This window comes from Xaviernesmea oryzae (genome assembly GCF_900109605.1).
Classification (GTDB): Bacteria; Pseudomonadota; Alphaproteobacteria; order Rhizobiales; family Rhizobiaceae; genus Xaviernesmea; species Xaviernesmea oryzae.
Window position 1 is genome coordinate 184,682 of sequence record NZ_FOAM01000006.1, and the last position, 12,382, is coordinate 197,063.

General features: G+C 63.5%; 15 protein-coding genes. 8 read left to right on the forward strand and 7 right to left on the reverse strand.

Going from position 1 to position 12,382, the window contains the following annotated elements; genetic code table 11:
• Positions 1–3: 3 nt before the first annotated feature.
• From BMX61_RS09545 to BMX61_RS09555, 3 genes are all read left to right on the forward strand, one after another.
• A complete protein-coding gene (locus BMX61_RS09545; RefSeq protein WP_075626886.1) occupies positions 4–1,038 on the forward strand; it encodes a LacI family DNA-binding transcriptional regulator in 1,035 nt (344 codons plus the stop codon).
• A 237-nt stretch (positions 1,039–1,275) separates the two neighbouring features.
• Positions 1,276–1,965, forward strand: coding sequence for a DUF1007 family protein (locus BMX61_RS09550; protein WP_234794640.1), 690 nt, complete (start codon positions 1,276–1,278; stop codon positions 1,963–1,965).
• On the forward strand, positions 1,959–3,116 hold the full coding sequence (locus BMX61_RS09555) for a nickel/cobalt transporter (RefSeq protein WP_083639361.1): 1,158 nt from the start codon (positions 1,959–1,961) through the stop codon (positions 3,114–3,116). The genes BMX61_RS09550 and BMX61_RS09555 overlap by 7 nt, the downstream gene beginning before the upstream one ends.
• Positions 3,117–3,185: 69 nt before the next feature.
• Here the strand turns inward: BMX61_RS09555 and BMX61_RS09560 are convergent, their stop codons facing one another.
• From BMX61_RS09560 to BMX61_RS09580, 5 genes are all read right to left on the reverse strand, one after another.
• Positions 3,186–3,476, reverse strand: coding sequence for a hypothetical protein (locus BMX61_RS09560; protein WP_083639360.1), 291 nt, complete (start codon positions 3,474–3,476; stop codon positions 3,186–3,188).
• A complete protein-coding gene (locus tag BMX61_RS09565; RefSeq protein WP_075626885.1) occupies positions 3,473–4,189 on the reverse strand; it encodes a GNAT family N-acetyltransferase in 717 nt (238 codons plus the stop codon). The genes BMX61_RS09560 and BMX61_RS09565 overlap by 4 nt, the downstream gene beginning before the upstream one ends.
• Positions 4,190–4,541: 352 nt before the next feature.
• Positions 4,542–5,282: a tellurite resistance TerB family protein gene (locus BMX61_RS09570; protein WP_075626884.1), complete on the reverse strand. Its 741-nt coding sequence runs from the start codon at positions 5,280–5,282 to the stop codon at positions 4,542–4,544.
• A gap of 111 nt (positions 5,283–5,393) precedes the next feature.
• Positions 5,394–5,894 carry a hypothetical protein gene (locus tag BMX61_RS09575; RefSeq protein WP_075626883.1) on the reverse strand — a complete coding sequence of 167 codons (501 nt, stop codon included), beginning with the start codon at positions 5,892–5,894 and terminating at the stop codon, positions 5,394–5,396.
• A 73-nt stretch (positions 5,895–5,967) separates the two neighbouring features.
• Positions 5,968–6,606, reverse strand: a complete 639-nt coding sequence (locus BMX61_RS09580) for a 2-dehydro-3-deoxy-phosphogluconate aldolase (RefSeq protein WP_075626882.1) — start codon at positions 6,604–6,606, stop codon at positions 5,968–5,970.
• 281 nt (positions 6,607–6,887) lie between these two features.
• On the opposite strand from BMX61_RS09580, the gene BMX61_RS09585 reads away from it, so the two are divergent.
• The 5 genes from BMX61_RS09585 to BMX61_RS09605 all read left to right on the forward strand — a co-directional run bounded on the left by BMX61_RS09585 (position 6,888) and on the right by BMX61_RS09605 (position 10,531).
• Positions 6,888–7,355 carry a CYTH domain-containing protein gene (locus tag BMX61_RS09585; RefSeq protein ID WP_075627040.1) on the forward strand — a complete coding sequence of 156 codons (468 nt, stop codon included), beginning with the start codon at positions 6,888–6,890 and terminating at the stop codon, positions 7,353–7,355.
• Positions 7,355–8,245: a CHAD domain-containing protein gene (locus BMX61_RS09590; RefSeq protein ID WP_075626881.1), complete on the forward strand. Its 891-nt coding sequence runs from the start codon at positions 7,355–7,357 to the stop codon at positions 8,243–8,245. Before BMX61_RS09585 ends, BMX61_RS09590 begins: the two co-directional genes overlap by 1 nt.
• 114 nt (positions 8,246–8,359) lie before the next feature.
• A complete protein-coding gene (trhO, locus tag BMX61_RS09595) occupies positions 8,360–9,298 on the forward strand; it encodes an oxygen-dependent tRNA uridine(34) hydroxylase TrhO (protein WP_092742524.1) in 939 nt (312 codons plus the stop codon).
• A 27-nt stretch (positions 9,299–9,325) separates the two neighbouring features.
• The gene (locus BMX61_RS09600; protein WP_075626879.1) at positions 9,326–10,054 is read left to right on the forward strand and encodes a helix-turn-helix transcriptional regulator; all 729 of its coding nucleotides are present in this window, start codon (positions 9,326–9,328) and stop codon (positions 10,052–10,054) included.
• A 114-nt stretch (positions 10,055–10,168) separates the two neighbouring features.
• Positions 10,169–10,531 carry a VOC family protein gene (locus BMX61_RS09605; protein WP_075626878.1) on the forward strand — a complete coding sequence of 121 codons (363 nt, stop codon included), beginning with the start codon at positions 10,169–10,171 and terminating at the stop codon, positions 10,529–10,531.
• A 66-nt stretch (positions 10,532–10,597) separates the two neighbouring features.
• Here the strand turns inward: BMX61_RS09605 and BMX61_RS25315 are convergent, their stop codons facing one another.
• Positions 10,598–10,729, reverse strand: a complete 132-nt coding sequence (locus tag BMX61_RS25315) for a hypothetical protein (protein ID WP_267890838.1) — start codon at positions 10,727–10,729, stop codon at positions 10,598–10,600.
• Between the two features lie 237 nt (positions 10,730–10,966).
• Positions 10,967–12,340: a GH1 family beta-glucosidase gene (locus BMX61_RS09610; protein WP_075627039.1), complete on the reverse strand. Its 1,374-nt coding sequence runs from the start codon at positions 12,338–12,340 to the stop codon at positions 10,967–10,969.
• Between the last annotated feature and the right edge of the window lie 42 nt (positions 12,341–12,382).

Here is a 12,382-nt window from a genome sequence, read left to right on the forward strand (position 1 = left end):
GACGTGGCGCAAAAGATCAAGCTCTCGACGATCGCGGAGACGCTCGGCGTTTCCACCGCCACCGTTTCGCTCGCGCTGCGCGACAGTCCTCTGGTTGCTGCCCAGACGCGGGACAAGATCAAGGAACAGGCCCGGGCGCTCGGCTATATCTACAACCGCCGCGCCGCCAGCCTGCGCACCTCGCGCTCCGGCATCGTCGGCGTCGTCGTGCACGACATCATGAACCCGTTCTACGGCGAGATCCTCAAGGCCATCGAAGCCGAACTCGACCGCGACCGTCAGACCTTCATTCTCTCCAACCATTACGATTCGGTCGAAAAGCAGCGCGTCTTCATCGAAACACTGCTGCAGCTCGGCGGCGATGGCGTGATCATGTCGCCGGCCATCGGCACGCCGCCGGAGGATATCCGGCTGGCGGAAGACAATGGCATGCCGGCGATTCTGATTGCCCGTTCGGTCGAGGGGCTCGACGTGCCGATCTTCCGGGGCGACGATGCCTATGGCATCGCGCTGGCCACCAACCACCTGATCGGGCTTGGCCACCGCTGCATCGCCATGGTTGGCGGCACAGACCAGACATCGACCGGCCGGGATCGTTATCAGGGCTACGTCAACGCGCTGCGCAAGGCCAATATCGAGGTGGATCCGGCATTGCGCATCCCCGGCCCGCGCAGCATGCAGGGCGGCTTCGAAGCGGCTGTGCATCTTTTGTCGCTGCCGCAGAAGCCAACCGCCGTGGTCTGCTGGAACGATCTCGTCGCCATCGGCATGATGAACGGCATCGCCCGTGCCGGCCTCATACCAGGCCGCGATATTTCCGTGACCGGCTATGACGATCTGGAGGAAGCCTCTCTGTCGACGCCGGCGCTGACCACGGTGTGGAACGGCCAATCGGATGTCGGCCGCAGCGCCGCGCGTGCCCTGCTCGACAAGCTGGCGGGCAGCCATGATCCAGACGGCATTCATCTGATCAAGCCGGAGATGCGCATCCGCCAATCGACGGGCCCGTTGCGCGCCTCCGCCAACGACGCTGCCTGAGCAGCAGCCGCTCCGCCATCATCCAAGGACAGACGCTTTCGTTTTTCGACCGGCCGCCTGTTTCCTGCTGATGAAGCAAAGGCCGAAATTCCGACCCATTTGACGGGCATCGCAGCAAGCGAGGCGGAAGCCCGCATGGCAATTCCGCCCTCAGCATCGAGCCGATCCGGTTTCGGCACGATGCTCTCACGCGGGAGCGCAGAGCTTCCTTCGCCCCATCGAGGAAAGAGCCGCTTCGTGATCCAGTTTCCCCGCCCGCGCCTCAATGCCTTTCGCCGGATCCTTGGCCGACAGGGCGCCTGCCTGACGCTGGCGCTCGGCCTGTTCTCCGCATCTGGCGCCTTTGCCCATCCCCACATCTTCGCCCAGGCGCGGCTGGAGGTGGTGGCCAATGACAAGGGGCAGATCAGCGAATTGCGCAATGTCTGGCGCTTCGACGATATGTTTTCGGCAAGCGTGCTTCTGGAATTCGACCATAATTCCGACGCCAAGCTCGATGCCAAGGAACTGGCCGAGGTCGGGCAGACCGTGCTGGAATCGCTGGGCGAATATAATTATTACACGACGATCTTCGACAATGGCAAAAGCGTGAAGCTTGCCAAGCCGCAGGTGATCCATGCGGATTTCAAGGATGGGCAGCTCCTGCTGATGTTTGCGGCCAAGCCGGCCGAGCCCATTGCGCTGAAAGGCACCTTCTCGATCGGCGTTTATGACCCGACCATGTATACGGCGATGGATTTTCCGACAGACGATGATCTGGTTGCAGTCGGCGACAAACTGAAAAGCTGCAAGCACAAGGTCGTCAGGCCCAATCCGGACGACGTGATCGCGCAAAATCAGGCGACGCTGACCTCCGCTTTCTTCAACGATCCCACGGGAACCAACATGTCCAAGCTCTTCGCAACGCGGATCGAGTTCACATGCTGAAGCGTCCTCGCCTCGTCGGGCTAGCCCTTGGAGGCGGCCTTGCCCTGCTGGCGCTGCATCCAGCGCTGGCCTTGGCCCAGTCTCCGCTCGGCATCGGCACGGCAGAGCCAAGCATCACGGTCGGCGGGCCGCTGGCGGGCCTGTTCGCCTGGGTCAATCATGAGCAGCAGCTCTTCTATCGCACGCTGACCGATGCATTGCGCGCCATGCGCAACGATCCCTGGCAACTCTGGTCGCTGGTCGGCCTCTCCTTCCTCTATGGTGTGTTTCACGCCGCGGGGCCCGGCCATGGCAAGGCGGTCATCTCGTCCTACATGCTTGCCAATGAGATCGAGCTGAAGCGCGGTGTGGCGCTGGCCTTTCTTTCGGCCTTCCTGCAAGGCGTCATGGCGATCGTCCTGATCGGCATGGCCTATTATGTGCTACGGGGCAGCGGCATTTCGCTGACACGGGCGACGACGACGCTGGAAACCGCCAGCTATGCACTGGTCGCCGCATTCGGGGCATGGCTTCTGTTTCGCAAGTTGCGGTCGGCCGGCCTGTTTCGCCGCCGTGCACATGCTGCGCAGCATGGCGCCGATGCGGTCCTGTTTGCCGCTGGCCCAGCACCAGCCGCAGCCGCATCGACATCGCTCTCTCAGGCCAATTTTTCAGGCGCTGCAACGGCGCGAGACAGTGGCGACCTTGCCTTTGGCCATGCCGTGGCATGGCCGCAGCAAAAGCGCGGCGGACTGAATTACCACGGCACCCAGCTAAGCCACCGAACCGGCGACTTCTGCGAAGCCTGCGGCACCACGCATCTGCCCGATCCGGCGCGCCTTGGCGGCGAGCGGCTGGGCGCGAGCGAAGCCTGGTCGGCGGTGCTGGCCGTCGGCCTGCGCCCCTGCTCCGGCGCGCTCATCGTCCTGTCCTTCGCCCTTTTGAACAACCTCATGCTGGGCGGCGTCTTCTCGGTGCTGGCCATGTCCGTGGGTACGGCCATCACCGTGTCCCTGCTTGCCACCATAGCCGTTACCGCCAAGGGGCTAGCGCTGCGCTTGGCATCCAGCAGCGGCGCAGCGAGCCGCATCGGCACGGCCATCGAGATCCTTGGCGCGCTGTTCGTGCTGCTGCTCGGTCTTCTGTTGCTCGGGGCGGCGCTGACGGCATAACCCAGCGCCAAGGCCAACTGGCGTCAAGCCTTGCGCATTGACGGCGGTCAACGGGCGCAACACCGATGTTTAAGGTGCGTCGCGATGCTCGTTGCGCAGGCCCGCCTGATCGCGGCGGCGCTGGACGCGGGCGCGCAGCCAGAAAACCAGGAAAAAGGCGCCGACGAATAGAACGCCGAAAAAGCCGGCAAGGACAGGGGAAATATTGCCGAGCGCCAGCATCATGCGCGGCAGGAAGGCGAAGCCCAGGCCGGCGAGCAGAAGGAACACGCCTGCGGCGATCAGCGAGGAACGCTCCGTTCGATCGGACTGTCGCGGCGCCCCCGCTCGCTCGGGATCGTGGCCCTGCGGCGCGCTCATTGAGCGGCATCCACGGCATGGTCATCGCTGAAGGCCGGCGCCAGTGCGAGGCGCAGATCCTCCAGCTTGCGACGCTGGCCACCCGCCTCATCAAAATTGTCGGGAGAGAGCCAGGCTTCGAAGGCGGCTTTCAGAAGCGGCCATTCACCATCGATCATCGAGAACCAGGCCGTGTCGCGATTCTCGCCCTTGGAGATCATATGCTGGCGAAAGACGCCTTCGAAGGTGAAGCCCAGGCGGCGAGCCGTGGCCTTGCTCGCTGCGTTTTCGTTATGACACTTCCACTCGTAGCGACGATAGCCAAGATCTTCGAACGCATGGCGCGCCATGAGATAATGCGCCTCGGTCGATAGAGGCGTGCGGGCCATGGCCAGCGTATGTGCAACGCCGCCGACTTCGACCACGCCGTTGACCGGGTCCGCGCGCATGAAATTGGCCATGCCGAGGATCGCGCCACCGTCTGTCGACTGGAACAGCTCGGTCACCCAGCCAGCCGCCTGACAGGCCGTCAGCCATATGTCGAAATCGCCGATGCCGCCAAAATCCGGCTGGGCGAAATAGGCCAACCGATCGTTGATCGCATGGCCGCCGAAAGCTGCCCAGAGCGCTTCCAGATGGTCCCCGCGCCGATAGGGAACAACGCGCATGAAGCGCCCTTCCAGCGTCACCGGCTGCGGCAAGGGGCGTGGGGTCCAAGCGGAAAGATCGGGCATTGTCAGAGCCTGCGGAATTGAGAAGAGGATGCGGCGCCCCTCCGGTTTCGTATGACCACATGAGAGCCGCCGGTCATCGCCGCGCGTCGGCCCGATGCGCTGGCCGGAGCCTACTGTAGATCATGGCGATGCCAAAGGAAATTTGCCCCCGTCAACAGCGCGAAAACTGGCATGCGAGACTTTGGAACCAGAGAGCAACCGCGTCGCGGCTCGATTGCGCTTTCGACGGGCTCGATGCGAGACACGGTTCTCGGTGTCTTGGAAGACAGCAAGCCTTGTCACCAGCATCGGCATCCCGCGTCAGCATCAAACGCGGGATGCCGTCGCACCGTCGATCTGCCGCAGCCGGCGTTTAAATCGAGGGATCGAAATTAGCGGATGGCGCCTGCGCCGGCAGCTTGGCGGAAGAAACCGTCGCCTCGATGTGATCGACCAGTGCATCGGGCAGACCGAGACGGCCGGCCAGAAGGTCGAGATAGCCGCGCTCGGCCCGGCTTTCCGGTTCGATGGCAAGGCGCGAAGCGGTGTAGAGTTCGACCTTTTCCTCTTCCGTGCGGGCTTCGGATACGAGGCTGTCGAGATCGGCGGGGCGGTTGAGCTCCTCCTGCAGGAAGGTCTCGGCCTCGCTGTCCAGACCCACGTCCCGCACCTTTTCCATGATGCGGGCGCGCTCCTGCGCGTCGATATGACCGTCGGCGCGGGCAGCCGCGATCATGGCACGCACCAGCACCAGCACGAAATCATTGCGGATAGCGTGCGGCTCGATGCTGAAGCCGGATTCCGCCGGCGGCGGCAAGAGGTCGACGGCCGGCTCCTGCCTTGCCACCTCGGCCGGCGCCTTGCCGGCCTGGTAGTTGCGATAGGCGGCATAGCCAAGCCCCGCGACGGCGGCGAGCCCGCCGAGCTTCAGCGCCGTTCCAGCAATCTCCCGCCCCTTGCCCGTACCGAGGAGAACGGCGGCCAGCGCGCCGGTTTTCAAGGGGTTGTTGCGGGCGAGATCGCCAAGCTGGCCGGCACGCTGGCCAAAGCTGCCGCCCGCGCCGGGCATCTGGCTGCCGAGAAACTGGTCGAGCAGCTTTTTCGGATCGAACATGAACGTCTCCTTGCCCTGTTTGATGATAGTCCCTGTTGAAAGGATCGCTGACGGACATAGGTGTGAAGCCGGCGGTAAAAAGGGCGATCAAGCAAACGTCAGAAAGGCCTATCAGGAGGAGAAGGGCGCAACACGGCTTTCGGCCGCACGCCAGCGCCAGGGCTGCGTCTCGGCATGGCGGTGGCGATAAGCCAGCAGATTGGCGCGGCTGGCGCAGGCCAGTGCATGGCCGTCCAGATAGACCGGCTCAGGCTCCGCCAGGGGATGGTGCCAGGCAAAATCGACATCGCCCCAAAAACGTGTCACCGGAAGGCCCACCTGCATTTCAACCAGGATGACCTCGCAGAGCACGTCGCCGATCAGGAAAGCGCGCTTGTGGGCAAAGCACTTGGCTGGCCGCGGGGTCAATTCCTCACTCCCGGCCAGAAACGCGTCGAGCCCGGCAAAGCCGGGCCCGACATGAAGCAAATCGATATCACCATGCGGACCGGGCAACCTCAGGCCTATGGCTTCTTCCGCCCAGCCGCCGAAAAGCAGGCAAGCAAGACCGGCCCGCCTGAGGCGCGAAAGGATCGAGGCAACCAGATCCGCGCTGTTACCGGCAGGCGTCATCAGGTTGGCCCATCTTTCTGGTCCGAAGCAGTGCCGCCTCGATCCTCGCTCTTGCGCCGTTCGAACGATGTCCTCAGCCGCGCAGTTCGAAGGCTTCGCGGGCGAGCTTGGTGATCCCGGCCCAATCGCCCGAAGCGACGAGATCCTTAGGCGCGACCCACGAGCCACCGACGCAAACGACGTTCGGCAGCGACAGGTAATCATGGGCGTTCTTCAGCGAAATGCCGCCCGTCGGGCAGAACAGCGTGCCGGCGAAGGGCGAGGAGAGCGACTTGAGATAGGCAGCGCCGCCAGCCTGCTCGGCCGGGAAGAACTTCATCACCTCATACCCCTCTTCGAGCAGACCCATGATCTCGCTCGACGTGGCAGCGCCCGGCAGGAAGGCAGCCTCGTGGTCGTCGGCGACATCGAGAAGCTCGCCGGTTGCGCCGGGGCTGACGATGAACTGCGCGCCGGCTTCCACCGCATCTTCGTAATGCAGAGCATTGAGGATCGTGCCGGCACCGGTCACGGCGCCTTCGACTTCCTGCGAAACGGCGCGGATCGCGTCGAGCGCGGCGGGCGTGCGCAGCGTGATTTCAATCGCCTTCAGGCCGCCTTCCACCAGCGCGCGGGCAAGCGGCACGGCGCTCTTGGCGTCCTCGATGATCAGCACCGGCACGACCGGCTGCAGCTTGAGGACGGAAAGGAGTTTCTGGGTCTTCTCGTTCATGGGATGGACCTGTCTTCGTTTGTTTCGCGCGCGCAGGGTGCGCCGCGTTCATGGCAAGCGGTCGCTTGGCCGCCCGGCTTAAACCGATTGAAATCTTCGTCTTCGACATAACGCCGCCTCCGACGCTTGTCGAGTTCGAACCGTCTTCCTATCCTTTTTGCGACGGCGCGCTTCCTGCCGCCTCTGCGCGCTGCATGTCTGGTCGGATGAATGCGCGTGAATATGACAGGACATAGGTGATCCGCCATCCAACAAGCCGATGGTGACGAAAAAGGATGATGATGGCGAAGGAAATCGAACGCAAGTTTCTCGTAGCGAGCGATGATTGGCGGCAAGAGGTCGAAGACAGCTCCACCATTCGCCAAGGCTATATCGCCTCCATGTCCGATCGATCGGTGCGCGTGCGCATTCTCGGCCAGGACCGGGCCCGCCTGACCATCAAGATCGGCCGCAGTCTGATGAGCCGTGACGAGTTCGAATACGACATTCCGGTGCGGGATGCCGAGGAGCTTTTGCAGGCGGCCTTTGGCACGGTGATCGAGAAAACGCGGCATTGCATTCGCCGCGATGGCTATGTCTGGGAAGTGGATGTCTTTTCCGGCGCGCATCAAGGCCTCGTCGTGGCCGAGGTGGAAATGCAGGCGGAAGACGAGCAGCCGGCCCTGCCCGCCTGGCTGGGGCAGGAGGTGACGGGAGACGAGCGCTACTCCAATCTTGTGCTGGCCACATCCGGCGTCGAGGTGGCGTGATGGGCTTTCGCCTGGCCGTCGACAAGCCGCTCGCCCGTTCGGTGCGGCGCATCGCCACGGATGAACTGACCCATGCGATCTCGCTCCTGAACGAACAGCCCGAGGGTATGGAGCACGCGATTCACAAGGCGCGGCGCGCCCTGAAGAAGACGCGCGGTCTCTACCGGCTGATCGCGCCCGGTGCACCCTTTTTCCAGCGGGAGGAGAATGCACGGTTGCGCGACATAGCACGCAGCCTGTCTGCCACGCGCGACAGCGCCGTGCTGGTTTCCACCGTCACACGCCTGGAAGCCGCTGACGGTGCAGAGGTTTCAGCCGCCATCGCCCACGCCGGCGCAGCGCTCGAGGCCCGACATGCGGCGCGGACGGCCAGCGCCAACGCGCTGGACCTGGCTGCGACCATTGCGGCCCTGAAGCAAGCGCGCGAGGCTGCCGACCGCTTCGTGATGACGACGGCAGGCCGGCCGCCGGCCCTTTTGGCCAAGGCCTGGCGCAAGAGCATTCTCAAGGCACAGGACGCATTGAAGCGCTGCCATGAGGCGCCTGAGGCCGAAGCCTTTCATGATCTGCGCAAGCGCGCGCAGGATTGGCGCTTCTTCCATCTCCTGATGCGCGAGGCCTGGCCAGGCCCCTTGAACGCGCGCGAGACGCGGCTAAAGGCTCTGTCCGAAGATCTGGGCATGGTCAACGACTTCGCCGTTCTGCATCAGCTGATCGAGCGGGAGGTACAGCTTCTCTCCGGGCATGACAGAGCCCTAGTCCTGGCCGCTATCGCCGAAACGCTGCGGAAGAGACGCAAGAAGGTCTTGGCCAAGGCGGACGCACTCTATGAGATCGATGCGGCGACCGATGCGCGGCATCTCAAGCATCTCTGGCGCAAGGCAGGCTGATCGACTGTCCCAATCCCGCTCGGGCTACTGCGCAACCCCTCCGACAGGCGCGAGATGATTGCGCCCCGTCGGGATAGGCTGTATTTGAGCGCTATGAGCGACATGATCGACCCCATGACCCCGGCGGCCAGCAGCCCGTCCGAGGCTGCGCCTGTTCTGGTGGCGGCCCTCTATCACTTTGCGCGGTTTTCGCGTCATGCCTCTTTCCGCGCACCTCTGCAGGAATTCTGCGATGCGCGCGGCATCAAGGGCACGTTGCTGATCGCCCATGAGGGCATCAACGGCACGGTCGCCGGCAGCGACGCGGCAATTGCCGAGCTTTTGACCTTCCTGCGCGCCCAGCCGGAATTTGCCGGGCTGGAGCACAAGGAAAGCCGGGCGAACGCCATGCCTTTCCTGCGCATGAAAGTGCGGCTGAAGAAGGAAATCGTGACCATGGGCGTCGAGGATATAGACCCCAACCGGATCGGCGGCACCTATGTCGAGGCGAAGGACTGGAATGCGCTGATCTCCGATCCCGACACGATCGTCATCGACACGCGCAATGATTATGAGACGGCGATCGGCACCTTTCGCGGCGCGGTCGATCCGAAGACCAAGAGCTTCCGCGAATTTCCCGATTGGGTGCGCAACAACACCGGCCTGCACAACAAGCCGAAGATCGCCATGTATTGCACCGGCGGCATTCGCTGCGAGAAGGCCACGGCCTTCATGAAGGCGGAAGGTTTCGAGGAGGTCTATCACCTCAAGGGCGGCATTCTCAAATATCTCGAGGACATGCCGGCGGAGGAAAGCCTGTGGGACGGCGCCTGCTTCGTCTTCGACGAGCGCGTCTCCATCACCCACGGCTTGAAGCAGGGCGACCACGTGCTCTGCCATGCCTGCCGCCAGCCGCTCTCACCCGAAGACCTCGCTTCGCCACTGCATGAGGAAGGCGTTGCCTGCGTCCACTGCCATGACAGCCGGTCGGACGAGGACAAGGCGCGCTATCGCCAGCGCCAGCAACAGATGGACCTTGCCCGCAAACGTGGCACGCAGCATCTGGGCAGCTGAGCAGCACCGCGCGCGGAAGGATCATCCATGTCGCGCGCCGGCCGCCTGATTACGCTCATTGATATCCTTCGCCGCCACCGCTTTCCCGTCAGCGCCGAGGCGCTGGCCGAGGAAACGGGCGTGAGTGTGCGCACGCTCTATCGCGATATCGAGACGTTGCGCGGCCAAGGTGCCGATATCGCCGGCGAGGCCGGGCTCGGCTATATCCTGCGCCCGGGCTTTACCCTGCCGCCGCTGATGTTCGGGGACGATGAGATCGAGGCGGTGGCGCTGGGCCTGCGGTGGGTAACCGCGCGCGGCGATGGCGAGCTGGCACGAGCCGCCGAGCAGGCGCTGGCCAGGATCGAGGCGGTGCTGCCTACGCGGCTGGCCGAGCGCATGCAGCAGCAGAACCTTTTGATCGGCCCCGCCAGCCAAGCGCCTGAAAGCATCGACACGGCCGACTTGCGCGCCGCCATGCGCGCCGAGGTCAAGCTCGACATCGCCTATCGCGATGCCGGAGGCTCTGTCAGCAGGCGCATCGTCTGGCCCTTCGCGCTTGGCTTCTTCGAAACCACGCGGATTCTCATTGCCTGGTGCGAGCTGCGCGGCGCCATTCGACATTTCCGCACAGACCGGATCGACGGCCTCCTTCGCCTCGATCAGCGTTACCCCACCCGCCGCGCCCTTTTGATGGCAGAATGGCGACGGCAGCAGATCGGCAAACGTGGCGAGCGCCCAGCAGACACGCAGTCGAAGGCTGCTGACAGAAACTGACAGTGAGATCGGGCATCTATCGCGCATCCCGGCAACCGCCGGAGTTTGCCAGAGCATCGGATCTTGCGCAGGAAACATGACCTCGCAGGCCGATGCATCAAAAGGATGCCTGCCATGAACCCCAGCTATCTCCTTCTCTATGTCACCGATGTCGCCAAGAGTGCGGAGCTTTACAGCCAGATCTTCTCGACGACCCCGGTCGAACAATCACCCGGCTTCGCACTCTTCGCGCTCGACACGCTGCGTGTCGGTCTTTGGCGGCGCGAGAATGTCGAGCCGGCGGTCACGGCACCGGCCGGCGGGCTGGAGATTGGCTTTGCAGTTGAGACCGATGGCGAACTCGAAGCCACGCTGCAAAACTGGACAGCCCTGGGCCTTACCCTGCTGCAGCCGATCGAAGCCAAGGAATTCGGCCTGACCATGACGATGAGCGACCCGGACGGCCACCGGCTACGGGCCTTCGTTCCCGCCCAATAACCCTCTGCCTTGTCGGCGGCCGAAACCGGGCGCCGACAAGGCCGATGATTGGCGCCGGGATCCGTCTCACGATTTGCTCTTGCGCTTCTTTACCTTCCCGATTTCCCGCATCAGCGCGCGAAAATCGTCAGCCGCATCGCGCTCCGCTCCGGTCAGCGTCTCGTCCTGCTCGAGCCTGTCGAGAAGGATGGCCAGCACATCCTGACAGAGGCCGATCTGCCGGCCTTAGCTCGCGACATCCCGAACGATCTCAGCCTCCACCTTCGAATCCCCGGAGATGAAGGGTTAGGGGCTGCTGCAGGATGAAACGAGCCACGGCGGACGCTCCTCGCTCACGAGATGGGCGTCCAGCCCAGCCAAACGGCCAGACGACGCGAAGGCTGCCTGTAACGTCTCGTCAACTTCGCGTTGAAAGCGAAAACTGCCGTCTCAAAGTCAGCCCGCCTCACCATGCGCCCGCGCCAACGCCTGGTACCACTCGCCGCTCTTCTTGATAGTCCGAACCTGGGTGTCGTAATCGACATGGACGATGCCGAAGCGCATGCGATAGCCTTCCGCCCACTCGAAATTGTCCATCAGGCTCCAGGCGAAATAGCCCTTCATCGGATAGCCCTCGGCAATCAGATCGGCCGTCACCGCCAGATGATCGGCAATGTAATCGAGCCGCGGCTGATCGTCGACGATACCGTCGACCACGCTCATATTGTAGCAGGCGCCATTCTCGGTGATGTAGCAGGCCGGCAGGTCGTAGCGGGCGTTGAGGGTACGGATGCAGTCGCCCAGCGCCGGGGCGAAGACTTCCCAGCCGATATCGGTCTTTACCTGACTCACGGGCGGGGCCGGCACCGTTGCCGGAAATTCGGCGCCCTCTCTCGGATCGTCGGCAATGCGCATCGGCGTGTAATAGTTGATCCCCCACCAGTCGAGCGGCTGGTGGATGATGTCGAGATCACCGTCCTCAATCTCAGGCATGCGTTCGCCCAGCGCGCTGAGGAAGCGCTCGGGATAGGCGCCCTTGAAGATCGGGCCGAAGAAGACGCCATTGTGGAAATCGAAGGCGCGCTCGGACGCAGCCCGGTCGGCCGCGCTGTCGCTGCCGGGAATGACGTGCATGGGATTGATGACGATGCCGACAGGCAGGTCCGGCCGTTCCTCGCGGATCGCCTGCACGCCAAGGCCGTGAGCCAGATTGGTGAAGTGCAGCGCGTGCAATGCCGCATCCATGCTGCGCTCGCCCGGTGCGTGAATGCCGTAGAGATGGCTGAGCCAGACGGAACACCAGGGCTCGTTGAAGGTCGCCACCGCATCCAGCCGATCTCCCAGCCGGGCGATGACGGTCTTGGCATAGCGCTGATAGGCATAAGCCGTCGAACGTGCCGTCCAGCCGCCATCGCCCGAAAGCGTCAGCGGCAGATCCCAATGATAGAGCGTCGCGAAGGTCTTGATCCCGCGCGCCTTGCAACCATCGACCAGCCGGTCATAGAAGTCGAGGCCCTTTTCGTTGATCGGTCCGGTGCCGTCGGGAATGATGCGCGGCCAGGCGATCGAGAAGCGATAGGCATCGACGCCGAGGCTTTTGATCAGGTCGAGATCATCCTCCAGCCGGTTGTAGTGATTGCAGGCGACATCGCCATTATGGCGGCCAAACACACGGCCCGGCATATTGGAAAAGGCATCCCAGATCGACGGCTTGCGGCCATCGGCCTTGGCCGCACCTTCTATTTGGAAAGAGGCCGTCGCAACGCCGAAGATGAAGTCGGCGGGGAAGCGGGCGGCGAGCGTTTTGGGATCCGTCTTCAAGCTGGTCATGGCGGCGATTCCGATTTCCATGGAACTGAAACGTTGCAGTAA

Coding starts and splice junctions, on each gene's coding strand:
- trhO (WP_092742524.1), top strand. CDS start 8,360: ATGACCCCGGCGGCCAGCAGCCCGTCCGAGGCTGCGCCTGTTCTGGTG.
- BMX61_RS09600 (WP_075626879.1), top strand. CDS start 9,326: ATGTCGCGCGCCGGCCGCCTGATTACGCTCATTGATATCCTTCGCCGC.
- BMX61_RS09575 (WP_075626883.1), bottom strand. CDS start 5,894: ATGACGCCTGCCGGTAACAGCGCGGATCTGGTTGCCTCGATCCTTTCG.
- BMX61_RS09570 (WP_075626884.1), bottom strand. CDS start 5,282: ATGTTCGATCCGAAAAAGCTGCTCGACCAGTTTCTCGGCAGCCAGATG.
- BMX61_RS09590 (WP_075626881.1), top strand. CDS start 7,355: ATGGGCTTTCGCCTGGCCGTCGACAAGCCGCTCGCCCGTTCGGTGCGG.
- BMX61_RS09580 (WP_075626882.1), bottom strand. CDS start 6,606: ATGAACGAGAAGACCCAGAAACTCCTTTCCGTCCTCAAGCTGCAGCCG.
- BMX61_RS09610 (WP_075627039.1), bottom strand. CDS start 12,340: ATGACCAGCTTGAAGACGGATCCCAAAACGCTCGCCGCCCGCTTCCCC.
- BMX61_RS09555 (WP_083639361.1), top strand. CDS start 1,959: ATGCTGAAGCGTCCTCGCCTCGTCGGGCTAGCCCTTGGAGGCGGCCTT.
- BMX61_RS09585 (WP_075627040.1), top strand. CDS start 6,888: ATGGCGAAGGAAATCGAACGCAAGTTTCTCGTAGCGAGCGATGATTGG.
- BMX61_RS09605 (WP_075626878.1), top strand. CDS start 10,169: ATGAACCCCAGCTATCTCCTTCTCTATGTCACCGATGTCGCCAAGAGT.
- BMX61_RS09565 (WP_075626885.1), bottom strand. CDS start 4,189: ATGCCCGATCTTTCCGCTTGGACCCCACGCCCCTTGCCGCAGCCGGTG.
- BMX61_RS09560 (WP_083639360.1), bottom strand. CDS start 3,476: ATGAGCGCGCCGCAGGGCCACGATCCCGAGCGAGCGGGGGCGCCGCGA.